We start from the raw sequence: 25,184 nt of genomic DNA, 5'->3' as shown, positions 1-25,184 counted from the left end.
GTCAGCCGGCCCGTCGCTGCGCCAGCAGGGCCGCGCCGGCGACGCGTCGTACGGACCCGTGCCGCTCGTAGGCGACCGTCCCAATCAGTGGCAGCAGGTCGTCCGGCACCGCGGCGAGCAGCGCCGTCTCGCTCCCCTCGGTGTCGATCTTGAGCAGGTCGATCCCGCCGTGCCGGGCGATCACCTCCTCGAGCTCCGGTCCGACGGCCTCGCAGGTGACCTCGACGGTCTCGGTCTCGAGGTCGTGCTCGTAGTAGTCGGCGAGCCCGCTGTAGCGCCCGACCGCCTCGACGCGGAACGCCGCGAGCCCGGCCGCAGGCGCCAGGGCCGACTCGTGGACGACGGCGCGGTCGGCGTACGGGCCGAGGTTGTGGCGCAGGGTCGACAGGTTGGCCAGGACCGGCTCCCAGCAGTGCACGACCGCATCGGGGCGCCGCGAGAGGAAGTACGCCGACGCGACGCCGATGTTGGCGCCGACGTCGACGACGACCCGTGGCGCCGCGTCGCCGTAGTCGCGGCGGAAGAACACCTCGTTGAGGGTGCGGACGTCGTGCGGGTGCGGCAGCCGCAGGGCGAGCGGGCCGGTCGGCGTACGTACGGTGGTCGTCCACGGGTACTCCCCCGCGTCGGCGTCGACGTACCGGCGGAGCGTGGTCAGCGGCCGCCGGCTGAGGCGCAGCAGCTCGAGGACCGACCGGTAGCGCGTCGGGTCGAGAACGCCGCGGCGCAGCCGCGCCACGTCGCTGGGCCTCATGGGCACATGCTGGCACGTCCGCGGACCGCTCCGTGCGCTCCATAGGATCGCGCCATGACAGCGCGACGGGCCGTGTGGCTGACGGCCGGCCTCTACGCCGCCGCCCTCGCGGCCCTCGTGCTCTCCCCCGTCGGCCGTGAGCTGAACGAGCTCACGGTGCGCATGTACGGCGTGTGGAACTACGACCTCGCGCTGCCCGGTCGGCCGCCACCGGAGGTGTTCGGGTTCGGCCTCAACGTGCTGCTCTTCATCCCCGTCGGGATCCTGCTCGCAGTGCTGCTGCGCCTTCCCTGGCTGCTCACCGCGCTGTGCTGCGTCGCGCTGTCGGCTGCAGTCGAGCTGGTGCAGATGATCCCGGCCCTGCACCGCGTCTCCAGCCTCACCGACCTCGTCGCGAACGGTCTCGGCGGCCTGGTCGGCACGCTGCTCTCAGTGCCGGCGCGTCACAGGTGGGGCCGAGGCCGGTGAGACCGGCGCGGCTGCGTGCCATGATCGGCCGATGATCGACCACGCCAGGCTGGTCGCCCACGCTCGGGCCCGCGTGCGGCACCGACCGGTCGGCTTCGACCCCGCCATGCCGGTCTTCGTCGTCTGCCGGGACCGGGTGAGCTCGCTGCTCCGCCTGCTCGGGTGGCTCGACGACGAGGGCATGACCAACATCGTGCTGGTGGACAACGCCTCGACGTACCCCCCGCTGCTGAGGTTCTACGAACGCACGCACCACCGGGTCGTACGACTCGGCGCCAACCTCGGCCACCACGCGGCCTGGGACGCTGGTCTCGTCGACTCGGTGGCCGGCCGGAAGCCCTACGTCGTCACCGATCCGGACGTCGTGCCCGAGGAGGCCGCCCACGGCGCGGTGCGCACGTTCATCCGGCTGCTCAACCGTCACCCGACCTACGTGAAGGTGGGTTTCGGCCTGCGTATCGACGACCTCCCCGACCAGTACGCCGGCAAGCAGGACGTCTTGGACTGGGAGGCCTCGGCGTGGCAGCACGCGATCGGCCCAGAGGTGTTCCACGCGCCCATCGACACCACCTTCGCCGTCTACCGCCCGTCGGTGCGCGCGCCCACCCTCGGACCTGCGATCCGCACCGGAGGACGACTCGTCGCACGTCACGAGCCCTGGTACGTCGACAGCGCTCGCCTGGACGAGGAGGAGCGGTACTACCGCGACCATGCCCGCGCCGACGTGACGACGTGGGCCGGGCCGACGGGTTCCCCGTGACCGGAGCCGGGGGCGAGGGCGAGGGCGAGGGCGTCAGCGTGGTCGTGCCGCACTACGGCGGCGCCTCCTTGGCAGAGGGAGCTGTCTCTGCAGTCCGCGACCAGCACGGGGATCGGCCGGTCCAGCTGATCGTCGTCGACGACCACTCGCCTGAGCCGTTCGCGCCGCGACCGGGCGTCACGGTGATCCGCCACGATCTCAACCTGGGCTTCGGCGCCGCGATCAACACCGGAGCGGCGCATGCACTGCACCCTTGGCTGCTGGTGCTGAACAGCGACGTCACGATGCCGCCGGGCACCCTCGACAGGCTCGTCGCCGCGGGCCGTTCCACCCGGCCGTCGGTCTCGAGTCCGCTGCTGATCGAGAGCGGGCGCCCGACCTCCACCGCCAATCGTTGGCCGGCCGCTTACCGAGGGCTGGGCGCTCTCCAGCCCCTCGCTCGCTGGTCACAGCATGCGTGGATGCGTCGACTGGTCGGCTTCGACGTCGACTGCGTCGCCGGCAGACGTCGTCGCACCGACTGGCTGACCGGAGCCTGCCTGCTGATGCAGACGGCCGACTTCTGGGCCGTGGGCGGCTTCGACGAACGCTTCCACATGTACTTCGAGGAGGTCGACCTGCAACGCCGCCTGGCCCGGCACGGAGTGCCCGCCTACTTCGTGGGGGACGTCGCGGTCACCCACCTCGGCGGTGGGACGACCGGGTGGGGTGGCCGAGTCCGCGCGCTGTCGGTGTCCGCCACCCTCTACGCCCGCATCTGGGGGTTCCACCGGCGCGCGACCCTCGTCGCCGCGACCGTGTCCGCGGTCAACCTCGCCTACAACGTTCTGCGTCGTCTCAGTGGGCGCCCGACCACCCCGCTGCGCAGCATCCGGACCGACTTCGGGCACCTCGCCGCTGGCCTGTCGGAGTCGCGCGCGGCGCTGCGACGGCCCTCAGGACGCCCTCTCGCCCGTCCCTGACCTCTCGCTCGGGGACGTCCTCTCGTCGTCCAGGCGCCCCAGCCGCACCATCCGCTCGAAGTCGGGGACCGTACGACGCAGGTCGGCGAACGTGCCGACCCCCTCCACCCGGCCGTCCTTCAGGAAGGCGATCTGGTCGCAGTGGCGGACCGTCGAGAGCCGGTGGGCCACGACGACGAGGGTGACCTCGCCGTGCAGCGCCTCGACCGTCTCGATCACCTCGTGCTCGGTCTCGTTGTCCAGCGCGGAGGTCGCCTCGTCGAGCACCAGCAGGGACGGCCGACGGAAGAGTGCGCGTGCGATGCCGACCCGCTGCCGCTGACCACCGGAGAGCCGCTGGCCGCGGTCACCGACCGACGAGGCCACCCCGTCGGGCAGGCTGCGGACCAGGTCCCCGAGCCGGCTCTGCTCGATCACCTCGAGCAGACGCGCGTCGTCGGGGTCGTCAACGTCAGGGGAGAACCGGATGTTGTCTCGCAGGCTCTCGTCGAACAGGTAGACCTCCTGCGGGACCATCGCCAGCCCCTGCTGCCAGGCGGCGAGGTCGCGGCGTACGTCCTCGCCGTCGGCGAGGACTCGACCGGACACCGGCGCGTGCAGGCCGAGGAGGACGTCGACCAGGGTGGTCTTGCCGGCGCCGCTGCTGCCGACCAGCGCGAGTGAGCTGCCGGCCGGGATGTCGAGGTCGACCCGGTCCAGGACCAGCGCGTCGTGTCCCTCGTAGCGGAAGGAGACGTCCTGCACGGTGAGGCCGCGGCTCCACCGCATCCGCTCCGGCCGCTCGGCGGGGACCCGCTCGGTCGCGCGGGCCAGGTCCAGGTCGTGCTCGACGAGGTCCAGCGAGCCCGTACCGGCACGCAGCGAGGTCAGTGCACTCATCGCCCGCACGATGCTCGGCAGGACCCGGAACCCGGCGACCGCGAACAGCGCGACCGAGGCCAGCGCCGAGCGGGACCCGTCCTGGGCGTAGACGAGCGCGGTGACCAGAGCGATCCCGAGCACGAAGAGCAGCTCCATGGCGTACTTCGGCACGTCGGAGAGGAAGCTGGACGTCCGCAGCGCGTCGGCGGCGCGCTGCCTGGCGGCGGCGTATCGGCGGACGAACACCTCCTGCTCGCTGCGCAGCTTGATCTCCTTGACCCCGCCGAGGGCCTGCAGGCCGGTCTGCGTGGTGACGTACGCCGCGTGGATCATGTCCTCGCCGGCGCGGACCGCCCGAGCGCGGACCAGCCGCTGGAGCAGCAGCGCCGCGACCGCGAAGTACACCGCCACCGCGATCGTCGGCAGCGGGTTCACCACCAGGAGCGTGACGACGAGGGTGACGATGGTGACCGCCTCGGTCAGGATCGTCACCCCGCCCATCACCACCTGGGAGTAGACCTGCCCCACCGCGTCGTTCATCGTGCGCAGCAGGTCCGCCGGCCCGCGGCGCAGGTGCAGGGAGTACGGCGCGGTGAGGTAGTAGCGCATCAGGTCCTCGGCGGTCCGCACCCCCTGGCGCAGCAGGAATCCGAGAGACCACCAGCGGATCGCCAGCGAGACCAGGCCCTTGACCAGGAAGCCGACGAACACCGTCGCCGCGACGTACGCCGCGAGCCGGGAGGGCGGCGGGTCGCCGAACACGTCGCTGGCCACCCGCAGCGCGCCGGACGGGCGGCCGGCGTCGTCGTAGCCTCCGGTGAGCAGCTCGAGCAGCGGCAGCACGGCGACCACGGCGACCACCTCGGCCAGCGCGATCACCACCGAGCCGATGACGGCCAGCGCCAGCCGGCGACGGGTGCGGGCGTCGAAGAGGGCCACGACACGCCGCGTCAGACCGAGCATCGCCGTGCTCACCCCCCGCCGGATCGAGCCGTCAGTATAGGAACGCACACCTCCGTCCACCCGCACCCGACCCGGGAGAGCAGTGATCCTCGTCCTCGCACCGGACATCGCCGAGCCCTCCGGCGGGATCAAGGTGATGTACGACGTCGTCGACCGGCTCAACGACGCCGGCCGGGAGGCGGCGGTGTGGCACGGTCGCGAGGGGTTCGCGGCGTCCTGGTTCCCGCACCGCACCCGGATCGTGCACGGCCTGCGCCGCGAGCTCGCCACCGGTGACGTGCTGCTGGTGCCGGAGGCGGGTGGTCCGCGGCACCGCCACCTGACCGGCGACGCGAAGGTCGTGATGCTCAACCAGGGGCACCACTTCACCTTCGGCGGAGTGGATCCGGGCACCCGGTTCGATGAGCCGTACCCGGGCTGGCCCAACGCGGTGGCCGCGGTCGCCACGTCGCGGGCGATCGAGACCTTCCTTCGGCGCCTGGTCCCGGTGCACTTCCCGGTTCACCACGTGCCGCTCCACGTCGACGCCGCGCGGTTCGCCCCGGGCCCGAAGGAGCGCCGGGTCGCCGTCACCACCGCCCGCCGCCCGTGGGACGTCGCGGCGCTGAGCGAGCTGCTGCGCCGTAGCGGCGCCCTCGACGACGGCTGGCAGGTCGACCTGCTGCACGGCCTGGACCGCGACGCGATGGCCGCGGCGCTGGCCCGCGCCGCCGTCTTCGTCAGCACCGCCGAGCGCGACGGCTTCGGTCTGCCTGGCGCCGAAGCGGTGCTGTCGGGCTGCCTCGTCGTCGGGTTCACCGGCGACGGGGCGAGGGAGTACCTCGACCCGGCGTGGTCGGTGCCCCTCGGCGACACCGACCTGGTGGCCCTGCACGACGCGGTCGTGGCGGCCTGCCGGCTCTTCGACGACGACCACGACGAGTGGGCGCGACGTACGACGGCCGGGCGGGAGCACGTGGCGCGGACGTACACCGCCGCCGCGATGTCGGCCGCACTCGAGGACGCCTTCGCCCGGCTCGACGCCGAAGGCTCCCCCGCCCGTCAGCCGGCGCCGGCGCTGGTCGAGCACTTCGCGGCCCACGCGCCCGGGGAGAGCGCCTGGGACCGCTCGTGGGTGGCCTGGCGCAGCGCGGCCCGGCAGACCCTCGACGCGTGGCGGACACGTGGCTGACCACTCCCTGCTCGGCCCGCTGGTCAACGCCGTACGCCGCCACGGCGACCCGGTGACCTGGACCTTCCCCGGGGTCAACCTCGGGAACTTCCTCTACCTCTGGCAGCACGCGGCCACGGCTCGGCGGGCCGGGGTCCGGGAGTCGGTGCTGCTGCAGGACTCCGTGGAGCCGTGGCTGGAGGTCTTCCCGGCGCTGCGCGAGCTGTCCCGACGGCGGGCACAGGTCCGCCCCTGGGACCGGCGGGTGCTCGAGCACGACCACAGCGAGCTGGGGGTCGACTTCACCCTGGCGGACCTCGACGCGTTCGTCCACGAGCGGCTGCTGTCCGCGCCCGGCTTCGCCGACGCCGTCGAGCGGGCCACCGACCCCGGCGAGCTGGTGGTCAACGTGCGGCGCGGCGACTACTACTCGGTGCCGGCCTTCCGCGCGCTCTACGGCTTCGACCAGGACGGCTACCTGCGTGCCGCGGTCGCGGGCTCGGTGGCCGCCGACGGCCCGCCCCGGCGTGTCCGGGTCGTCTCGGACGGCCTGGACTGGTGCCGCGAGCACCTCGGCTGGCTCGAGGACGTCGCCCCGACCCGCTTCGGGTCGATCGACGAGGGACCCCTCGGTGACCTCGCCCAGGTCTGCGCGGCGACCCGCCTGGTGATCACCAACTCGAGCTTCTCGTACTGGGGCGCCTACGTGTCCGGGGTCCGCAGCGGACGCCCGGCGTCGGTGTGGGCTCCGCGCCTGCACCGGCGCGACATCAACGGGGGGCGCGCCTGGCAGCTGCACCCGGCCTGGCAGGTCGTCGACGAGCTCCCCGGCGGCTGGGACGAGCGCCCATGACCCGGGCGCTGCTCTTCAACGGCGCGGCCCCCGGCGAGCCGATGGCCTTCGGTGCCGAGGCGCTCGCCGAGCACGGCATCGAGCCGACCCTCCCGCGCCGGGTCCCCCTACCGGCCAAGCTCGCGGCCGTGGTCCGCGACCGCAGCGGCGTACGCCTCGAGCAGCCCGGTCTGCTGGCCGCGCGACGCGCAGACCTGCTGCTGGGCTACTTCGAGCCCAACCTGCACTGGCCGGTCCGGCTGGCCCGGCTGCCTGGCGCGCCGCCGCTGGTCTCGCTGGTCTGCTGGGTCGCAGAGGACCTGCTGCGCGGCGAGCCGTGGCAGCGCGAGCGGGCGCTGGGGCTGCTGCGGGCCAGCGCGGTGGTGGCCTACCTGTCACAGAACCAGAGCGCCGTCTTCACGGACCACGGCATCCCCGCGGAGCGGTTGCTTCCGGTCCCCTTCGGGGTCGACCTCGCACCGCACACAGACCCCGCGCCGGTGGAGCGCGACATCGACCTGCTCACGGTCGGCCAGGACGCGGGGCGCGACCCGGCGACGCTGGCATCCGCGATCCGCGGCACCGACGGCCGACTCACTGTGGTGGCGCCGCCCGAACGGGTCGGCCCGCTGGCTGGGCTTCCCGGCGTGACGCTGCTCGGCCGGGTCGCGTACGACGACCACCTCGCCCTGCTGCGCCGCGCGCGCACGGTCGTGGTGGCCACCCACGAACTCGCGTACCCCACCGGCCAGACCGTCGCGCTGGAGGCCGCCGCGGCGGGCTGCGCAGTGGTCGTCTCGGGCACGGCGGCGATGCGGGACTACTTCGCCGACGGCGAGACTGCGCTGATGCCGCCGGCCGGCGACGCCCGAGCGCTGCGCACCGCGATCGCGGCACTGCGCGACGATGCGGCACTGCGGGACAGGCTCGCCGCCGCGGGCCGCGAGCACGTGCACCGCCACCACGGCACCGCCCGGATGTGGCAGCGGCTCGCCGAGGGCCTGCGCGAGCGGGGGGTCGTGCCGTGGAGCTGACCGTGCTCGCCGGACCGGTCCCGCGGCGACCCGACGGGCGGGTGCTGGTCGCAGCCAAGACGACGACCGGCATGGCGGCGTACGCCGAGCACTGGCCCGGCACCGTCCGCATGGTCGGCCGGCCGGTGCCCAGCGACCCGTCGGCCAACCTCGACGTGGACTGGGTCGACCCCGGACAGCTTCCGTTCGCTCTCGACCTGGCCGACGACCCGGTGGCCGACACGCTGGCCCGACCGGGGCGGGGAGTCGTCCTGGCCGGGCTGGACCCGGCCCACGAGCCACTGCTGGGAGGCCACCGGCCTGTCGTGCTGCTCGCCGAGAACACGCCGGCCAACCAGGCGGCGTACACGCTGCTGGACGGCGGCACGACCGCGCTGACCCGGGCCCGGGTCCGCCTCGGCGCAGTCCGTCGCGACCTGCGGCAGCGAGCGATGGTGCGTCGCGCGGCCGGCCTGCAGTGCAACGGCTGGCCGACCTGGGACCGGTACGCCCGCGGATCGGCCGCACCGATGCTCTACCTCGACAGCCGGATCCGGCGCGAGCAGCTGGCCGCCCCGACGGCGCCCGTGGCCGACGGCCCGCTGCGGGTCGCCTTCTCCGGCCGGTGGTTGCGGACCAAGGGCATCAACACCGTCGTCGCCGTGGCGCGGGAGTGCGAGCGGCGCCGGCTGCCCGTCACCGTCGAGCTGCTCGGGTCCGGCCCCGAGGAGGAACGGGTGCGCAGGGACGCGCCAGACGGCCTCCGCCTGACCGGCGCGCTGCCCTTCGACCCCGACTGGGTGCGGCACGTGTCCCGGTCGGTCGACGTGATGCTGCTCCCGCACCCGCAGGCGGACCCCTCCGGGACCTACCTCGAGGCCCTCGCCTGCGGTGCTCCGGTGCTGGCCTGTGACAACGCGTACGCCCGGCGGCTGATCGGTGAGAGCCGCGCTGGCTGGAGCGCACCGGTGGGCGACGTCGGCGCCCTCACCGACCGGCTGGCCGCCCTCGCCCGCGATCGCGCCGAGATCGTACGAGCACGGGCCGCGGGCGTGGCCTTCATGGCCGAGCACCTGTTCGCTGACGAGTTCCGTCGACGGGTCGAGCACGTGCTCGCGCTGACCTGACTCCGGCCCCCTTGGCCGTGTTCACTCGAGGCGGTCGAGCCCCTCGGCACAGCGAGGCGAGGCGAAGAACAGGTCGGCTCCGTGGCCCGGGCACTCGTCGCGCGCCAGGTTGACCAGGCGGCCGTTCTCGGGTCGGCACCCGACGTACCCGTGCGCGCGCAGCAGGTCCCACAACGGGCGACGGCCCTCGCCCAGCACGACGTCGCTCATGTGGTTCCACTCCAGCTGCAGCACGTCGACGCGTGCCCCGTCCAGGAGCCGGGCTGCACCCTCGACGACCAGCCGCTCGACCCCCTCGACGTCGACCTTGATGCCACGGACCTCGCGGTCGCCGACGAGGTCGTCGAGGCTCCGTACGGGCACCTCGCGGGTGCCCGGCGCGTCGTCGGCACTCATCCGGTTGCTGGTGCCGAGCCCTTCGGTGATCCGCATGGTCCCGGACCCGGCGCCGACGGCACACGGGTGGACCGCGACGGCCAGCCCGCTCAGGGCGGCGTTCTCCTCCAGCCGTCCGCGCGCCTCGTCGTCAGGCTCGAAGGCCCAGACCTCGGCATCGCGGTCGGCGGCCCACAGGGAGTAGATCCCGACGTTCGCGCCGACGTCGAGGAACAGGTCGCCCGGTCTCAAGAACCCGCGCCAGAAGGTCATCTCCGCGTGGTCGACGGGGTTGGCGTAGAGCGCCTGAGAGGACCCCCAGTCGTGCAGCCGGACGACGACGCGGCCTCGTACCCCGACGCGGGCGACGCTGGAGCGGCCGAGCACGCGTGCCCTCACCTGGTAGCGCACGGCGCGGCCCACCGCCCGCACCCGAGCCCCGCGGTTGGACGGGTGGGACCACACGGCGCGGGACTGGTCGGCGACCTGTCGCAGGACCGGGTGCATCTCGCCCCCTCCGGGTCGGCTCGGCGAACGGCAGTCAACCACCAACGGCCACCTCACGCTTGGCGGCGGCGTGCTTGAATCCAAGCCTCCACCGGGTCGACCTCTCATGGGAAGGAGGGGCGTGAGCCTCGCTCGACAGGTCCTCAGCGCTCCGCCCGCCCTGCGCTGGCACCGCGCTCGGCTGCGGATGCCGCTGCTCCGCCGTGCCTTCGGGGCTCTTGGCTCTGGGACCGTCATCGTCCGGCCGCACGCGCTGCGCGGGGTCGACCGGATCCGGGTCGGTCGGGACTGCGCGATCTTCGAGGACGCCTGGCTCCAGGCCGAGGACGGCTCCCCCGGCATCGACATCGGCGACCGCGTCTACCTCGGGCTCGGGGTGCACGTGCACTCCATCGACGCGGTCCGGATCGGTTCCGGCTGCGTGCTCGCCGACGGCGTCCTCGTCACCTCCGCCGACCACGACCGCCAGGACCGGCACGCGGTGCACGGCTCCGGTCCGGTGGTGATCGGCGACGACGTCTTCCTCGGGCAGCGGGCCGTCGTGCTCGGTGGCGTGAGCGTCGGCGACGGCGCAACGGTCGGTGCGCACGCCGTGGTGACCCGCGACGTTCCGGCGGGCGCGACGGTGGTGGGCGTACCCGCTCGGGTCGTGGGGTCCCCCGCGTGACCTCGTCGCCCTCGGTGAGCGTCGTGATCCCGGTCCGCAACGGCGCGGACTGGATCGACGAGCAGCTGACCGCCTTGGCCGCGCAGGACTTCGACGGCACGTGGGAGGTGGTGATCGCCGACAACGGGTCGACCGACGACACCCGCGAGCGGGTCGGGGCCCGGGCCGACGCCTTCCCGGTCCGGCTGCGCGTCGTCGACGCCGGTCGGCGGCCGGGGATCAGCCACGCCCGCAACACCGGCCTGCTCGCGTCGACGGCACCGCTCGTCGCGTTCTGCGACGCCGACGACCGGGCGGACTCTCGGTGGCTCTCCGCCGCCGTGGGGGCGCTGGCCGATCTCGAGGTGGTCTCCGGCGAGACCCGCCTGCTCGGCGAGCGGGCGGGTCCGGAGGCAGAGGTGCTCGACCTCGCCCGCGCGGTGGTCGGGTGCAACTTCGCCGTACGCAGGGCGACGTACCTGGAGATCGGGGGGATGGACGAGGGGCTGCCGCCCTACGGGTGCGAGGAGTTCGAGCTGGCGATCCGCGCGGAGGCTGCGCACGTGAGGATCGGTGTCGACGAGACGATGGTGATGTTCCACCGCCCCACGGAGGGGTTCACCCACGTCGTCACCAAGATCTACCGGTCCGCGACGGCGGAGGCCGTGGTCTGGCAACGGCACCCCACCCGGTTCGCCGACCGACTGCGGCTGCGCTACCCGGTCGGGGGCCTGCTGCGGCTGCCGGCGCTCTGGCTCGCCGACGTCCGCGCCGGCCGCGGGTTCGACCGCCGTGCTGCCGCTCGCCGTGTGGTGACGCTCGTCGGCAACATCGCCGGGCTGGTGCTCCTACGCCGCGGCGCGTACGCCGAGCCGGTGCTGATCCGGGAGCAGCGCGCGTGAGGGTCCTGGTCACCGGCGGTGCCGGCTTCACCGGCCAGCACCTGGCCCGGCGCCTGGTCGCGGGCGGCCACGAGGTGACCGCGCTCGACCTGCTGCACCCGCAGGTGCATCCCGACCCCGACGGTGCCGTCGCCGCGTTCCCCGGGACTGTCACGGTGGCGGACGTGGCCGACGAGGACGCCTGGACGGGGCTCGCCTCCCCCGACGCGGTCGTCCACCTGGCGGCCGAGACCGGGACCGGCCAGTCGATGTACGAGGCCGACCGCTACCACCGGGTCAACGTCGACGGCACCGCGCTGGCCGGCCGGTTCGCGCAGGAGCGGGGCGTGCCGCTGGTGACGGCCAGCTCGCGCGCGGTCTACGGCGAGGGCCGCTACGCGTGCCCGGAGCACGGCACTCGCGTCGGCGGCCCGTGCTGCGACGCCGCGCTCCCGGTTGCCTCGACAGAGGACGACGAGCACCGTCCGGTGTCGGTGTACGGCGAGACGAAGTCGGCCGGCGAGCGCAGCCTGCACGCCCTGGACGTGCCGGTCACCGTCGTCCGGCCGCAGAACGTGGTCGGGCCGGGCCAGTCGCTGCACAACCCGTACACCGGGGTCCTCGCCGCGTTCCTGGCGATGCTGCGCGAGGGCCGGCCGCTGACGGTGTACGGCGACGGACACCAGACCCGCGACCTCGTGCACGTCGCCGACGTGGCGGATCTCCTCGCCTGGTGCCTGGAGCACCCCCCGGAGGCCGCCCGGCCCCGGGTCCTCAACTGCGGGACCGGCGTCCGCACGACGCTGCTCGACCTCGCCCGCCTGACGGCCGACGGCCGGCCCGAGGACTCGCGCGGCCCGTTCGAGATCGCCCACCTCGACGTGCGCCGCGCCGGCGACATCACGCACGCCTGCGCCGACCTCACCCACCTCGCCGCGCTCGGCGCCCCGCTGCCCACCCGGTCCACCGCGGACGCTGTCGCCGACTTCGTCGCCCACGCCTGGGCGCGACCCGGCGCGGCGGCCGCCGCGTGGGACGGCGCCCTCGACGAGCTGGCCCGGCGGGGGCTCACCGGGTGAGCCGGCTGCTGCTGGTCACCCCGACCTTCCACGGCTACGGCACCTCGATCGCCGACGCCCTGCGCCGGCGCGGCCACGAGGTGGCCGAGCACCGCTATGACGACGTCGGGCCGGTGCGCAAGAAGCTGCGCTACGAGCTGCCGGAGCGACTCGGGCGGACGAGCCCCGAGCAGCTGCGCGCCGAGATCACCGCGCGGACCGTCGCCCGGCTGCGGGCCGAGCGGCCCGAGGTCGTGCTCGTGGTCAAGGGCGACGTGCTGGGCGAGGACTTCTGGGGCCTGCTCGACGAGCGGCGGCTGCCCCGCGTGCTCTGGCTCTACGACGAGCTGGCGCGGATGGCCCACCCGCTCGACCGGCTGGGCCAGGTGGGTCCCGTGGCGTCGTACTCCCCGCACGACGTGGCCCGGCTGGACGCCGCCGGCGTGCCGGCGCGACACCTGCCGCTGGCCCACGACCCGTACGTCGCCCACGGGGCGGTCCGGGAGCGCGAGGACGTGGTCTTCGTCGGGGCCCGCTACCCCCGCCGTGAGGAGCTGCTGCTGGGGCTGCAGGCCGCCGGCGTCGCGGTGACGGCGTACGGGCGCGACTGGTCACGCCACCCGGTGGATCGGCTGCGCACCTGGGGCGGCGCCCGTCCGGCGCTGCCCACGGGGCGCGACCTGGACCGCCCCGCGGCGTACGCCGCGATGGCCGGCGCGCGCGGTGCGCTCAACGTGCACGGTGACCAGGACGGCTTCACGATGCGCACCTTCGAGGCGTGCGGAGTCGGTGGGCTGCAGCTGATCGACCGCAGCGACGTCGGCGAGCTGTACGAGCCCGGCGAGGAGCTGCTGGTCTTCCACGACCTCGAGCACCTCGTCGAGCTCCTCACCCGGGCGCGCACCGATGCCGCGTGGGCCGAGCGGGTCCGCCGCCGCGGCGCCGCGCGGACGTTGGCCGAGCACACCGTCGACCACCGCGTCGCGGTGCTGGAGGAGCTGTGGTCGACGTGGGGCTGAGGTACGCCGACCTCTCCGCCTGGCGGCGGTGGCAGCGGCGCCGACACCCACTGCGTGCGGTCCGAGGACGGCTGCGCCCCGTACGAACGGCCGGTGTCCTCACGCGGGGCAGCGCCGAGGCCGACCTGCTGGTCGTGCTCGACGGCCTCTCGCCCTCCAACCGGGCCGCGCTGCTGGCGCCGGTCGCCGCGCTGGCACCGGAGCGGGTCGCGGTCCTGTCCCCCGTCCCGGTCGTCGATCTCCTCCCCGAGCACGGCTGGTCCGAGCAACGGTGGGGCGACGGCGAGCCGCTCGGGCCGGTCTCCGCCGTGCTCACCGCCGGCCACTACCTCGCGCTCGGCGCGGTGGGGCACGCCGAGGCGCGTCGGCGTGACGTCCCCGAGCTGGTCGTCCAGCACGGGCTGCTCACCCCGCTCGCGCCGCCGCTGCCCCCGGGGGCGACGCTGTTGGCCTGGAGCGCGGCGGACGCCGACTTCTGGGGCGCCGAGCGCGCCGAGATCGTCGGGTCGCAGCTGCTGCACGACGCGGCCGCGCACCCGGCTCCCGCCACCGCCTCCTCGCCCCCGCTGACCTACCTCGGCCAGCTGCACGGCGCCGAGCTCCCCCGGCGCGACCTGGCCGCGGCCGCCGAGGCGTTCTGCGCTGCCCACGGGGCGACGTACCGGCCCCACCCTGCCGAGCGGGACCGGGCCAGCCGGCGCACGCACGCACGCTGGGAGGCCTCCGGCATGACCCTGGACCGGTCCGACGAGCCGCTCTCGGCCCTCACCGGCGGCGTGGTGAGCGTCTTCTCCACCGGCGTCCTCGAGGCGGCGGCCCGAGGCCTGCCCGCGTGGGTCGATCTCCCGACCCCTCCGGCCTGGCTCGAGGAGTTCTGGGACCGTTACGCCATGCGCCCCTGGGGATCGGACCCGACGCCGGCGCCGGCTCGGCCGGCCGTCGAGCCCGCTCGCGCGGTCGCCGCGGCCCTGGAGGCGATCGGGTGAGCCGGCTGCTCTGCCTGGTCCCCGCGCGCGGCGGCTCCCGCGGTGTGCCCGGCAAGAACCTCCGCGTGGTCGCCGGCAAGCCGCTGATCGTGTGGACGATCGAGCACGCCCTCGCGCTGGGCGACACCGACGTGGTCGTCTCCACCGACGACGAGGCGATCGCCGGCGTCGCCCGGGACGCCGGGGCCGCCGTCCCCTTCCTGCGCCCCGCCGATCTCGCGCGTGACGAGACCCCGACCGAGCCGGTCGTCGAGCACGCGCTGGACAGCCTCGGCACCGAGCCGTCGGCGGTCCTCCTGCTGCAGGCCACCTCTCCGGTCCGCCTGCCCGGCACGCTGGCCCGCGCCGTCGAGCAGTTCGAGGCCGACGGCGTGGACTCGATGGTCGGAGTGGTCCCCCAGCCCCCCTTCGTGTGGGAGCTGCGGCCCGACGGCGCACCCGTCGCGTCGTACGACGTGGCCAACCGGCTGCGTCGTCAGGACATGGGTCCGGCCGACCTGCGCTACCGCGAGACCGGCTCGCTCTACCTCACCCGCCCGGCGGTCTACCGCGAGCAGCACAACCGCCTCGGTGGGCGGATCTCGCTGTTCGTCATGGACGAGGTGGAGGGCGTCGACGTCGACACCGAGGCCGACCTCGCGGCGGCCGAGCAGCGGCTGACCGACCTGGCCGGCAGGGCCGACCTCTGAGCCGGCTCACCACCCTGGTCCGTACGACGGGCGGCACCCTGCTACGCGCCGCACGGGCCGGCGTACGACGTCGGGTCCGGCTGACCTGGTCCGCCGACCTGCGTGGGCCCCGACGCCCGGGCGAGGTCTGGCTGGTGACGATCGTGCGCGACGGCGACCCCTGGCCGGACCAAGAGCGCTGGGCCGTCCAAGGGATCAGTCACCTCGCCGTCGCCGACATGGGGGGCACCGGAGGGTCGCTCGCGCAGCGCGGGTCTGCGCTCGTCGGCACGAGCACGGACGCCTGGGCGACCGACGGTGAGCTCCTCACCGCCCTGGCCCGCCGCTCTCGGCGTGCCGGCGCCGACTGGGTGCTCGTGGCCGGTCCCGACGAACGCGGGTTTGCCCGTGGCGAATCGCTCTCCGACGCCCTCGCTGCCACTGACGCCGACGTCGTTGGCGTCCCCGTGCACGACGCCGTCCTCGACGGCGATCGCTGGCTGCTCGACCGCAGCCGCGACCGGCGAGGTCGGGTCGCGTTCCGCACGCACACGCTGGCGCGGGTCGGGCCGGACGGGAGCACGGTCGACCGGCCGGGCTCGCGGGCGGGCGCCCCCGACCTGCATCTCGTCCGCCCTGCCAGGTCACCGCACGGGCCGGTGACCGAGGTCGACCTGAAGCGATGGCGAACCTGGGACCCCGACGGCGCGCTCGCCGGGCCCGACGTGGTCCGCTCGGCCCAGGTGCCGGGGACGGGGGCTGCGCCGCGGACGAACCGGCCGACGGTGATCGTCGCTCCGCCCTGGATGGGATTCGGCAACCTGCTCTACCTGCTGCTCGCCGCGCACACCCGTCGCGCCGCCGGTCGGGACTGCCGGGTGCTCCGTACGCCGGTCCTCGACCGCTGGGCGACGTCGCTGGGCACCCTCGACGACCTCGTCGCCGACGACGTACGACGCCGTGACCGGCGGGAGGACCCGCTGCTGCGCACGTACGGCGCGTTCGGCCTGGACTTCACCGCCGACGAGCTGGCCGACTTCGTACGAGCCCGGCTGCTCGGCTCGGCGGCACTCGACGTCACCACCGACCCGGACCCCGGCCTGGTCACCCTCAACGTCCGGCGAGGCGACTACTACAGCGTCCCCGAGCACCAGGTCACCTACGGCTTCGACCAGGTGGCCTACCTGCGCGCCGCCCTCGCGGCCGCGCAGGAGGGGGCGCCGGTCAGCCGGGTACGCATCGTCTCCGACGGGCCCGAGTGGTGCCGCACCCGGCTCGGCTGGCTGGCCGAGGAGCACGAGGTCGAGCTCGCCGCCCCGAGCGACTCCGCGCTGGCGAACTTCGCCGAGGTGGCCGCCGCTCGGCGGCCGGTGATCACCAACTCGACCTTCTCCTACTGGGCGGCGTACGCGAGCAACGTCCGGCACGGCGACAACCACGCGGACACGGTCGCGCCGTGGTTCTTCAGCAGGGCCGAGGCCGGCGGCCGGGCCTACCAGGTCGACCCGCGCTGGCGGGTCGTCGCCGACATCGCCGGCGGGTGGAACGGCTCCACCGGCGAGAGCGGCTGATCAGCCACGTCGTACGACGCGCCTCCCCGCCGCCCGGATCCGCTGGGCACGCGTGGGGCCGGCGTACATGTGGCGCACCGTGACGGCACGATCCTGCCCGACCCCGCGGTCGACCAGGTCGGCAAAGACCTCGACCGTCCGCGCGGCAAAGACGTCGGCGGCGTAGTGGTCCCGGACGAAGGCACGCCCCGCGGCACGCCGCCGCCGGTAGGTCTCCTGGTCCTCGTCGAACTCGCGGGCGGCCGCGACCACCGCGTCGCGCAGCCCCACCAGGTCCGGGTCGTCGACCACGGTGCTGAACTCCGGTCGCAGGTACTCCCGTGCCCCGTCGCCGTGGAAGCCCACCACGTCGCAGCCGGCGGCCAACGCCTCGGCACCCATCAGGCTGAAGCCGTCATGGTCCGCGGTGCTGACGTACACCGCGGTCTCGGCCAGCACCCGGGCGAGCTCGGTCTTGCCGAGCCCACCGACGACCTGGAAGCGCCAACCCTCTGGCAAGTGCGGTGACCTCGCCAGGAGGTGCCCGAGGGCTGCGACGTCCCCCGGCCGGCGCGACTCGACACAGGTGACCAGTCGCTGCTTGGGCTGGTCGAGGAAGAAGTCGTCGTCCACGAGCACTGTCGCGCGCTCGACCGGAATCCGATCCGCGACCAGTGCCTCCACGAATCGAGTGATTGCCTCGCTCGTACTCACGACGGCCACGCAGTTGGGCCAGCCGGGGTAGGCCGAGGGGTCCGAGGCGGCAAGGCCGGGCTCGACGGTGTACGAGTGCCGCTGGTTGAGCACCACCACGCGCGCGTGGCGCGTCAGGTGGTGGTGCCGGGCGCCCCCGATCTCGGGCATCACCAGCACGTCGCCGGGCTCGAGCCGACGCTCGGCGCCCGACACGACCCGCGCGTCGCTGTCGAACCAGGTCGCGCGGAAGCCGTCCGACGCGTGCCAGACGGCGGCGTCGACACCGGCGCGCTCGAGCGCCTCGACCATCGCGTAGACCACCCTGATCCCGCCCGCCGGCGCCGCGTGGTCGAGGGTCGCGAAGACGATCACCGCAGGCCACGCACGCGTCGGCGTACCCGGGCGAGTGGCTCCACCAGCACCGGCGGCACGAACCTGCGGGCCGGGTGCGGCGCGGCGGTGGCCCTCGGTGCGCTGACCAGGAGCAGGTCACGGCCGTTGACCTGCTGGGTCTCGTACGGCGGGCCGCCGGCCGTCAGCCAGCTGCGGAGCGCACGGAGGTACGGCGCCGGGTCGCCCCAGGTGGCGTACATCTTCTGCGGCGAGACCGCGAACGCGTGCAGCCCGCTGCTCCCGACCGCCTGCCACGCGGCGGCCGCGACACCCGGGGTGTGCTCGGCCCGGAAGTCGTCGAGGACCAGGACGCCGTCGGGACGCAGCAGCGTGCGCGAGACCTCGAGGTCGGCGACCACGTTGTGGTGCAGGTGCGAGGCGTCGACGTGCACGAACCGGTGGGTGCCGTGCGGGGCGTGGTCGACCAGGCTCGAGGTCAGGCCGCGCACCACCACCGGCAGGTCGCGGTGCAGGCGCCGGTAGTGCCGCTCGAACGCGGCCTGGGTCAGCGTCGGGTAGCTGGTGTCGTTCTCGGCGTCGGTGGCCCGGTCGCCGGAGTCGTCGCCGAACAGGTCGACCACCGTGAACACCTCGCCCGGACGGAGGTGGTCACCGATCAGTACCGCGCTGCGACCCAGCAGCACACCCAGCTCGGCGAGGTCGCCGTCCCCCTGCGCCGCGGTCGCCTCCAGCAGCACCCGGAACAGGTCGAGGTCCGGCGCCCAGAACGCTCCAGGGACCGTGTCGACGTCGTCATCGGTCAGGCGCGGCACGCGGCACAATCTAGACCGACCCCTAGAGCGAGCAACGGGCCCTAGTTTGGGCGGGTGCACCGCTCCCTCGCCCGCGCCGCCGAGACCGCGCTGCACGTCCGCGCGGTCGAGCGAGTGCTCGTGGCCGCCGCCCACCGGCTGCCGACGGGCCGGCTGCACCGGTTCCTCGCGGCCCAGCACCGACTCCCCGCGCGCGTGGAGGTCACGCACGACCGCGGCGTCTTCACGATGGCGACCGGGACGCCGACCTGCCTGGTGGCCCAGCTGGTCTGGCTGCACGGGTCACTGGGGTTCGAGCCCCCGCTGCCCCGCGTCGTCCCCGCCCTGGCCGGTCCGGGGCCCAGTGCCGTGGTCGGCGCGAACAGCGGCTACTACGTGATGCTGCTGGCCCAGGCCACGGGGGCGGGCGTGACGGCGTACGAGCCGTTCCCGCCCGCCCTGGACCGGTTGCGGGAGAACCTCGCCGACAACAGGCTCACCGACGTGCGCGTCCGCCCCTGTGCGGCGAGCGACGCCCCGGGGACCATGCCGTTGCACGTCCCCCCGACCGACCACGGGCTGCTCGAGGGCTCGGCGTCGCTCGACCCCGCGTTCAAGGCCCGCCACAGCGGCAGCGTCGCCGTCGAGGTGGTGACCCTCGACGACGACCTGGGCGACGCCCCCGAGCTGCTGCTCGTCGACGTCGAGGGATTCGAGGCGCAGGCCCTTGCCGGTGCACGCGAGGTGCTGCGGACCGCCCGCCCGTTCCTCGTCGTCGAGATAGGCGACGAGTCGCTCGACGCCGTCGCCGACAGTCTGGCCGGGCTGGACTACGTGCCGTTCGAGATCACGCCCGGCGGGCTCGTCGAGCAGGACCGGCTCGCCGTCCCGGCCGTCACCCAGGAGGTCGCCGGCTCGGTCGGCCGTACGACGTACTGGAACGCCGTCCTCGCCCCGCGCGAGCGGCTCCCCCAGCTGCGCGAGCGGCTGGCCGGGGTGATCCCGGTGACCGGCACCCCCTGAGTGGGAGGTCTCGACAAGCTCGACCACCGGGGTCACCGCCACCACGACGGTCTCGACAGGCTCGACCACCCGGGTCACCGCCACCACGACGGTCTCGACAAGCTCGACCACCGAGAACAGCTCGACCACCGGGGCGGGGCTCGGGCCGGGCCGGCCGAGGACCGGGGCCACCTAGACTCGCCCGGTGCTCATCGAGCGACACGTGGCGCCGTACGTCGTCGACACAGAGGACACCGTCCTCCAGGCTCTCGAGGCGGTCACGGCCAACCGGGCGCGCATCGTGTTCGTCGTCACCGGCGACGGTCACCTCGAGGGCGCGATGTCGGACGGCGACTTCCGACGCTGGGTGAGCGCGAACGGCAGCACCGTCGACCTCGAGGCGCCGGTGCTCACGGTCGCCAACCGGGCGGTCCGCTCGGCGCACGAGCGCACCCCTCCCGGCGACGTGCGGCCGCTGTTCGGCGACGGCGTGGGTCACGTCCCGCTGGTCGACGACCTCGGCCGGCTGGTCGCGATCGCCGTCGACACAGGCGACGAGCTGCGGATCGGTCGGCACGCGGTCGGTCCGGGCCGCCCGGCCCTGATGGTCAGCGAGATCGGCATCAACCACCAGGGGTCGGTCGCGTTCGCCAAGGAGCTGGTCGACCGCTCGGTCGAGGCCGGGGCCGACGTGGTGAAGTTCCAGCTGCGTGACCTGGACGCGACGTACCGCCAGGCGGACGGGGCCAGCGCCGGTGAGGACCTCGGCCCGCAGTACACGCTGGACCTGCTGGCGAGGTACAACCTCTCGGCCAACCAGCTGGCCCAGGTCTTCGACCACGCTCGCGCGGCCGGGGTCGGACTGATGTGCACGGCCTGGGACCCGCTCAGCGTCGACCGGCTGGCGGAGTACGGCGTCGACGCGCTCAAGGTCGCCTCGGCCGACCTCACCAACCACGACCTGCTGCGGCGGATGGCGGCCACGGGTCTCCCGATGGTCGTCTCCACCGGCATGGCCACCGAGGGCGAGATCCGGGAGTCCGTGGCGGTGCTGCGCGAGACCGGGGTCGCGTACTCGCTACTGCACTGCCAGTCGACGTACCCCGCGCCGTACAAGGACGTGAACCTCCGCTACCTGCAGCGGCTGGCCGAGATCGGGCGCTGCCCGGTGGGCTACTCCGGGCACGAGCGCGGGTTCCACGTCCCGCTGGCGGCGGTCGCGCTCGGTGCGGTGGTGGTCGAGAAGCACTTCACCACCGACCGCGACCTGGAGGGCAACGACCACAAGGTCAGCCTGCTGCCCGACGAGTTCGCCGCGATGGTCCGCCGTGTGCGCGAGCTCGAGGAGGCGATGGGGAGCAACGCGCCGCGCTCGGTCTCGACCGGGGAGCGGATGAACCGGGTCAACCTCGCCAAGAGCCTGGTCGCCGCGCGCCCGGTCGCCGCAGGGGAGACGATCGCCGCGGACGCGGTCGACGTCCGCTCCCCCGGCCGAGGTCTGCAGCCCAACGCCCTCGACCGCCTGGTCGGTCGGACCGCGCGGCGCGACCTGGCCGCCGGCGACTACTTCTACGCCGCCGACCTGGAGGAGGGCGGCGCCCGGGCGCGCCGCTACCGCTTCCGGCGCCCGTGGGGGCTGCCGGTGCGCTACCACGACGCGGGCCCGCTCGCCGCGATGTCGAACCCCGACTTCCTCGAGCTGCACCTGTCCTACAAGGACCTCGAGATCGACCCTGCGGGCGTGTTCACCGAGCGCCAGCCGCTCGGCCTGGCCGTGCACAGCCCGGACCTGTTCGCCGGCGACTTCCTGCTCAACCTGGCCTCCTCCGACGACGACCACTGGCGCCGCTCGATCGCCGAGCTGCAGCGCGTCGTCGACCTGACCCGGGCGCTGACCCCGCGGTTCACCCTCGACGACGCGCCCGTCGTGATCGCCAGCCTCGGCGGATTCACCCACGACGCGCACCTGCACCCCTCGCAGCTGCCGGCGCTCTACGAGCGGGTCGCCGACGGGCTCGCGCAGGTCGACGACGCCGGCGTACGTCTCTGCGCGCAGACGCTGCCGCCGTACCCCTGGTACCTGGGCGGCCAGCTCTACTGCAACCTCTTCGTCCGACCCGACGACACCGCCGCGTTCGCCCGCGCCCACGAGCGCCGGCTGGTGCTCGACGTGTCGCACTCCAGGCTGGCCGCCACATGGCTGGACGTGCCCTTCACCGAGGTCGTCGACACCCTCGCCCCGCACACCGAGCACCTGCACCTCGTCGACGCGACCGGCGTCGACGGCGAGGGTGTGCAAGTGGGTGAGGGCGACGTGGACTGGCCGGTGTTGGCCGAGCAGCTCGACCGGCTCGCGCCGCGGGCCGGCTTCATCCCGGAGATCTGGCAGGGCCACGTCAACGACGGCGAGGGCTTCTGGACCGCCCTCGAGCGGTTGGAGGAGTGGTTCTGAGCGCCCCACCGACCGTGCTGTGGGTACTGCCGGTCTCGGATCTCGGCGGTGTCGCCCGCCACGCCGCCGACGTCGCACGCGTCGAGATCCCGGGCTACCGGGTCGTGTTCCTCGTGCCCGACGGCCCGGTCGTGGGCGTGCTGCGGGGCGCGGGCGCCGAGGTCGTCGTGGACCGGATCGGCCCGGCACACGGCCTGGCGGCATCCCTCGTCGCCCTGCGTCGCGCGCAGCGCCGGCTGCGACCGGCCGTCGTGCACAGCCACCTCTCGTACGCCGACGTCGTCGCCTCCCTCGGCAAGCAGCGGGGTCAGCGGCTGGTCACCACCGAGCACGGCATCGCCGCCGACGACCTCGTCTACCACCGCTCGACCGCGCGGTCGGCGCTCAAGGCACGCCTGCACCGGCTCCGGCTGCGTCGTACGGACGGCTTCGTCGCGGTCTCCCACGCCACCCTCGACGCCGCCCTGACGAAGTGGCGGCTGCCGCCGCGGCTGACCACCGCCGTGGTCCCGAACGGCGTCGACGCGTCGTCTCGCAGCGCCGCCCACGCCCCTGGCCCGCACGTCGTCAGCCTCGCCCGCCTGGCGCCGGAGAAGCGCCTCGACCGCCTCCTCGACGGGTTCGCCCTGCTGGCGGCCGAGCACCCGGCCGCGCGGCTCACCCTCGCCGGCACCGGGCCGCTCGAGGGCGACCTCCGGGCCCAGGTGTCCCGCCTCGGTCTCGGCGACCGCGTCGACCTGCCGGGACACGTCGACGCCGGCCCGCTGCTCGCCGAGGCCGATGTGCTCGCCCAGCTCTCGGTCTGGGAGAACTGCTCGTACGCGATCCTCGACGGCCTCGCCCGCGGCGTCGGGGTCGTCGCCTCCCCCGTCGGCGGCAACCCCGAGCTGGTCCCGGAGAGGTGCCTGGTCGACCCCGAGGACCCGACTACGGTGGCTGCCGTGCTCGCCAGCCAGGGACTCGACCGGGGGACCCGCCCGGCGCTGCCCGAGGGCTGGCCGTCGGTGGCCGCGATGACGGCCAGGATCGCGGCCGTGTACGACGGGGTGCTGGGGTGAACGACCGCGTCGTCGAGGGCCGGACGACCCGGCGCACGCAGAACGCGTACGGCGTCAGGCCCGACGTCGAGGACCGCAGCAAGGACCTGCACCTCCCCGACTTCGCGGCGTTCGTGCTCCTCGCCTTCCCGGCGCTCCTCGTCCCGGGGCTCGGCCTGCCCGCGAACGAGATCGCCCCCGGCGCGCTCTGCGCGCTCGCCGCCTTCCGCCGACCGGCCGTCCCGGCGAAGCTGCCGACCTGGTTCGTCCTGCTGGTCCTGGCGGTGCCGGTATGGCTCGCCCTCGTCTCCGCCCACAACGACCTGGCGCCCTACCGCCGCCTCCTCCACCTCGGGCTGTGGGCGGTGCTCGCGATCTTCGTCGCGTCCGGGCGGATCCACCTCCCCTCCGCCGCGCGAGGGCTGGGCGTGGGTCTGGTGCTGACCGTCGCCCTCACCGTCGCCGGCCTCGGCCCGGACACCTACGTCGGCCGGCTGAGCGGGACCCTCGGCGACCCGAACCTCGCCGGCTACGTCCTCACGGTCCTCGGGTGCGTCGCCGTCGGTGCCGGCGACCGGACCTGGCTGCGGCGGGTCGTGGCCGTGGTGGTGGCGGTCGCGGTCGTGCTGACCCTCTCCCGGACCTCTCTGCTCGCCGCGGTGTTCGCCGGCGCGTGGGTGCTGACCGGTCGTCGCGTACGCCCCGCGTTCAGCATCCCGATCGTCGCCGTCTACGCGTACGTCGTGTCCACCATCCCCCGCGAGACGAGTCTGCTCGGCCTGTTCTCCGACCGCACCGGGAGCGACGCCCTCCGGGACCGGCTCCTGGCCCAGGAGAAGGTCGACGTCGCGGCCTCCCCGTGGTTCGGCAGCGGTGCGGGGACCGCCCAGGTGAACCTCGGGTCGGACCGGTTCTTCTACCACTCCAGCTATCTCGCGGCCCAGCGTGAGGGCGGCTGGGTCCTGATCGGGATCCTCGCGGTCCTGGCCGTCACCGTCTTCGTCTCACTGCTCCGGATGCCGGTGCCCCGGCGCAACGGCTGGCTCGAGGGCGCGATCATCTGCGCGGCGGTCGTCGCGGTGAACCTCGGCGAGGTGCTTCTCGAGCTCCCGGCCGCCATCGCCATCGGTGCGGCGATGCACCACCTGCTGACCGCTCGCCCGCCCGATCCCCCACCCGCACCGACGTGAGCGGTCACCTCACGATCGCCACCACCAACGGCGACCTGGGCGGCGGGGAGGTCATGCTGCTGCACCTCGCCGAGGCGACACGCTCCCTCGGCCACGGGGTCACCGTCGTGGGACCGCGGCACCCCTCGGGTCTGGTCGAGGCCGCGTCGGCGACCGGTCTCGCGGTCGTCACGCTCGACGTCCGCGACCGACGCTCGTACGCCGTCGCACTCCGCGCCTGGGACCGGCGGGAACGGCAGGGGCTGCTGTGGTGCAACGGGCTGCTCCCGGCGGCCGCGACCGCGGGGCACCGGGACCGCGTGGTGCACCTGCACCGGGAGCCCGAGGGCCCTCAGAAGGGCGCACGCCTGCTCGCGGTCCGAGGAGCGCGAGCGGTCGTCGTGCCGTCCGAGTCGATGGGTGCGCGAGTCGGCCACACGGCGGTGCTGCCGAACTGGACGGAGCCGCTCGTGCTCCGCCCGGCCGCGCCGCTGCCCGAGTCGCCCACGATCGGCTTCCTCGGCAGGACGACCGTCGACAAGGGTGTCCACCTCCTCGCTCGCGCCGTCCGCCGCCTGCGGGACGAGGGTCTGAGCGCCCGGCTCCTGGTCGCGGGCGAGGCGCGCTTCGGCACCGCCGAGGACGTGCAGGTCGTGGAGGCCGCTCTCGCGCCTCTCGGCGACGCGGTCGACCGGGTCGGCTGGATCGATCGCGACGACTTCTTCGACCGCGTCGACCTGGCCGTGTTCCCGTCCACCTGGGCCGAGCCGTTCGGACTGGTGGCGGCCGAGGCGATGGGCAGCGGCGTCCCGTTCGTGATCTCGGACGCCGGGGCGCTGCCGGAGGTCGCCGGGGCGGAGCACCCCTGGGTGGCGCGCGCGGACGACGCCGTGGACCTGGCGCGGGTCGTCGGCGACGCACTCCGCGCTTCCGCCGAGCAGCGTGAGGCGGCCCGGCAGGCGTCACGGCTCCGGTGGGAGCAGCGGTTCTCGCCGGAGGCGGGGGCCGAGCGGCTCGCGGTGCTGCTGTCGCAGCTGTGAGGGGTCTCGACGTCCTCCCTCGCTGACGCTCGGTCGGGCTCGACCACCTCGAGTACCGAGCCC

Annotated in this window: 24 protein-coding genes; 19 read left to right on the top strand and 5 right to left on the bottom strand. The window is 74.3% G+C overall.

Translation table 11 applies throughout. The annotated features are described in order from the left end of the window. Position 1: 1 nt before the first annotated feature. Entirely contained in the window at positions 2-754 is a 753-nt protein-coding gene (locus IEX42_RS13705) for an FkbM family methyltransferase (protein WP_188780277.1), read from the bottom strand. A gap of 54 nt (positions 755-808) precedes the next feature. On the opposite strand from IEX42_RS13705, the gene IEX42_RS13700 reads away from it, so the two are divergent. The 3 genes from IEX42_RS13700 to IEX42_RS13690 are packed head-to-tail and all read left to right on the top strand — an operon-like array spanning position 809 to position 2,944. Continuing rightward, complete coding sequence (locus tag IEX42_RS13700; protein ID WP_188780276.1) at positions 809-1,222, top strand: VanZ family protein; 414 nt, start codon at positions 809-811, stop codon at positions 1,220-1,222. 31 nt (positions 1,223-1,253) lie between these two features. Continuing rightward, the gene (locus IEX42_RS13695) at positions 1,254-1,982 is read left to right on the top strand and encodes a glycosyltransferase family protein (protein WP_188780275.1); all 729 of its coding nucleotides are present in this window, start codon (positions 1,254-1,256) and stop codon (positions 1,980-1,982) included. Next, complete coding sequence (locus IEX42_RS13690) at positions 1,979-2,944, top strand: glycosyltransferase family 2 protein (RefSeq protein WP_188780274.1); 966 nt, start codon at positions 1,979-1,981, stop codon at positions 2,942-2,944. Before IEX42_RS13695 ends, IEX42_RS13690 begins: the two co-directional genes overlap by 4 nt. On the opposite strand, the gene IEX42_RS13685 is transcribed toward IEX42_RS13690, so the two are convergent. Beyond that, on the bottom strand, positions 2,918-4,744 hold the full coding sequence (locus IEX42_RS13685; protein WP_188780273.1) for an ABC transporter ATP-binding protein: 1,827 nt from the start codon (positions 4,742-4,744) through the stop codon (positions 2,918-2,920). The two genes, IEX42_RS13690 and IEX42_RS13685, sit on opposite strands and share 27 nt — an antisense overlap. Positions 4,745-4,850: 106 nt before the next feature. On the opposite strand from IEX42_RS13685, the gene IEX42_RS13680 reads away from it, so the two are divergent. From IEX42_RS13680 to IEX42_RS13665, 4 genes are read left to right on the top strand one after another with little or no spacing between them, the layout of a single operon-like run. Further along, the gene (locus IEX42_RS13680; protein WP_188780272.1) at positions 4,851-5,939 is read left to right on the top strand and encodes a glycosyltransferase family protein; all 1,089 of its coding nucleotides are present in this window, start codon (positions 4,851-4,853) and stop codon (positions 5,937-5,939) included. Further along, complete coding sequence (locus IEX42_RS13675) at positions 5,932-6,771, top strand: alpha-1,2-fucosyltransferase (RefSeq protein WP_188780271.1); 840 nt, start codon at positions 5,932-5,934, stop codon at positions 6,769-6,771. Before IEX42_RS13680 ends, IEX42_RS13675 begins: the two co-directional genes overlap by 8 nt. Continuing rightward, the gene (locus IEX42_RS13670) at positions 6,768-7,784 is read left to right on the top strand and encodes a glycosyltransferase family protein (protein WP_188780270.1); all 1,017 of its coding nucleotides are present in this window, start codon (positions 6,768-6,770) and stop codon (positions 7,782-7,784) included. Before IEX42_RS13675 ends, IEX42_RS13670 begins: the two co-directional genes overlap by 4 nt. Continuing rightward, positions 7,775-8,890 (top strand): glycosyltransferase, encoded by a 1,116-nt coding sequence (locus IEX42_RS13665; protein ID WP_188780269.1) that lies wholly within the window; start codon positions 7,775-7,777, stop codon positions 8,888-8,890. The genes IEX42_RS13670 and IEX42_RS13665 overlap by 10 nt, the downstream gene beginning before the upstream one ends. Before the next feature lie 21 nt (positions 8,891-8,911). Here the strand turns inward: IEX42_RS13665 and IEX42_RS13660 are convergent, their stop codons facing one another. Further along, a complete protein-coding gene (locus IEX42_RS13660) occupies positions 8,912-9,772 on the bottom strand; it encodes an FkbM family methyltransferase (protein ID WP_188780268.1) in 861 nt (286 codons plus the stop codon). A gap of 121 nt (positions 9,773-9,893) precedes the next feature. On the opposite strand from IEX42_RS13660, the gene IEX42_RS18305 reads away from it, so the two are divergent. From IEX42_RS18305 to IEX42_RS13630, 7 genes are all read left to right on the top strand, one after another. Further along, entirely contained in the window at positions 9,894-10,439 is a 546-nt protein-coding gene (locus IEX42_RS18305; RefSeq protein ID WP_308422235.1) for an acyltransferase, read from the top strand. Continuing rightward, positions 10,436-11,320 carry a glycosyltransferase family 2 protein gene (locus IEX42_RS13650; RefSeq protein ID WP_188780267.1) on the top strand — a complete coding sequence of 295 codons (885 nt, stop codon included), beginning with the start codon at positions 10,436-10,438 and terminating at the stop codon, positions 11,318-11,320. The genes IEX42_RS18305 and IEX42_RS13650 overlap by 4 nt, the downstream gene beginning before the upstream one ends. Beyond that, the gene (locus tag IEX42_RS13645; RefSeq protein WP_188780266.1) at positions 11,317-12,378 is read left to right on the top strand and encodes an NAD-dependent epimerase/dehydratase family protein; all 1,062 of its coding nucleotides are present in this window, start codon (positions 11,317-11,319) and stop codon (positions 12,376-12,378) included. The genes IEX42_RS13650 and IEX42_RS13645 overlap by 4 nt, the downstream gene beginning before the upstream one ends. Then, a complete protein-coding gene (locus IEX42_RS13640; RefSeq protein WP_188780265.1) occupies positions 12,375-13,376 on the top strand; it encodes a CgeB family protein in 1,002 nt (333 codons plus the stop codon). Before IEX42_RS13645 ends, IEX42_RS13640 begins: the two co-directional genes overlap by 4 nt. Beyond that, on the top strand, positions 13,367-14,362 hold the full coding sequence (locus IEX42_RS18185) for a prephenate dehydrogenase (protein ID WP_229660860.1): 996 nt from the start codon (positions 13,367-13,369) through the stop codon (positions 14,360-14,362). The genes IEX42_RS13640 and IEX42_RS18185 overlap by 10 nt, the downstream gene beginning before the upstream one ends. Beyond that, a complete protein-coding gene (locus IEX42_RS13635) occupies positions 14,359-15,051 on the top strand; it encodes an acylneuraminate cytidylyltransferase family protein (protein ID WP_229660859.1) in 693 nt (230 codons plus the stop codon). Before IEX42_RS18185 ends, IEX42_RS13635 begins: the two co-directional genes overlap by 4 nt. Before the next feature lie 134 nt (positions 15,052-15,185). Beyond that, on the top strand, positions 15,186-16,601 hold the full coding sequence (locus tag IEX42_RS13630) for an alpha-1,2-fucosyltransferase (protein ID WP_188780263.1): 1,416 nt from the start codon (positions 15,186-15,188) through the stop codon (positions 16,599-16,601). Here IEX42_RS13630 and IEX42_RS13625 read toward each other — a convergent pair whose 3' ends face one another. Together IEX42_RS13625 and IEX42_RS13620 are read right to left on the bottom strand one after the other, a co-directional pair. Continuing rightward, on the bottom strand, positions 16,602-17,648 hold the full coding sequence (locus IEX42_RS13625; protein ID WP_188780262.1) for a glycosyltransferase family protein: 1,047 nt from the start codon (positions 17,646-17,648) through the stop codon (positions 16,602-16,604). Next, positions 17,645-18,442 carry a class I SAM-dependent methyltransferase gene (locus tag IEX42_RS13620; RefSeq protein ID WP_188780261.1) on the bottom strand — a complete coding sequence of 266 codons (798 nt, stop codon included), beginning with the start codon at positions 18,440-18,442 and terminating at the stop codon, positions 17,645-17,647. The genes IEX42_RS13625 and IEX42_RS13620 overlap by 4 nt, the downstream gene beginning before the upstream one ends. Positions 18,443-18,496: 54 nt before the next feature. Between IEX42_RS13620 and IEX42_RS13615 the strand changes: the two genes are divergently transcribed. The 5 genes from IEX42_RS13615 to IEX42_RS13595 all read left to right on the top strand — a co-directional run bounded on the left by IEX42_RS13615 (position 18,497) and on the right by IEX42_RS13595 (position 25,121). Further along, on the top strand, positions 18,497-19,444 hold the full coding sequence (locus tag IEX42_RS13615) for an FkbM family methyltransferase (RefSeq protein ID WP_188780260.1): 948 nt from the start codon (positions 18,497-18,499) through the stop codon (positions 19,442-19,444). Positions 19,445-19,628: 184 nt separating this feature from the next. Continuing rightward, a complete protein-coding gene (locus IEX42_RS13610; protein WP_188780259.1) occupies positions 19,629-21,875 on the top strand; it encodes an N-acetylneuraminate synthase family protein in 2,247 nt (748 codons plus the stop codon). Further along, the gene (locus tag IEX42_RS13605; RefSeq protein ID WP_188780258.1) at positions 21,866-22,933 is read left to right on the top strand and encodes a glycosyltransferase; all 1,068 of its coding nucleotides are present in this window, start codon (positions 21,866-21,868) and stop codon (positions 22,931-22,933) included. Before IEX42_RS13610 ends, IEX42_RS13605 begins: the two co-directional genes overlap by 10 nt. Then, the gene (locus tag IEX42_RS13600) at positions 22,930-24,102 is read left to right on the top strand and encodes an O-antigen ligase family protein (RefSeq protein WP_188780257.1); all 1,173 of its coding nucleotides are present in this window, start codon (positions 22,930-22,932) and stop codon (positions 24,100-24,102) included. The genes IEX42_RS13605 and IEX42_RS13600 overlap by 4 nt, the downstream gene beginning before the upstream one ends. Further along, complete coding sequence (locus IEX42_RS13595) at positions 24,099-25,121, top strand: glycosyltransferase family 4 protein (RefSeq protein ID WP_188780256.1); 1,023 nt, start codon at positions 24,099-24,101, stop codon at positions 25,119-25,121. Before IEX42_RS13600 ends, IEX42_RS13595 begins: the two co-directional genes overlap by 4 nt. Positions 25,122-25,184 lie beyond the last annotated feature (63 nt).

Origin of the sequence: Marmoricola endophyticus, from assembly GCF_014644415.1 — a bacterium.
Lineage (GTDB): Bacteria > Actinomycetota > Actinomycetes > Propionibacteriales > Nocardioidaceae > Marmoricola > Marmoricola endophyticus.
Note: the sequence above shows the minus strand (reverse complement) of the source record. Positions and strands in the feature narration are given on the sequence as shown.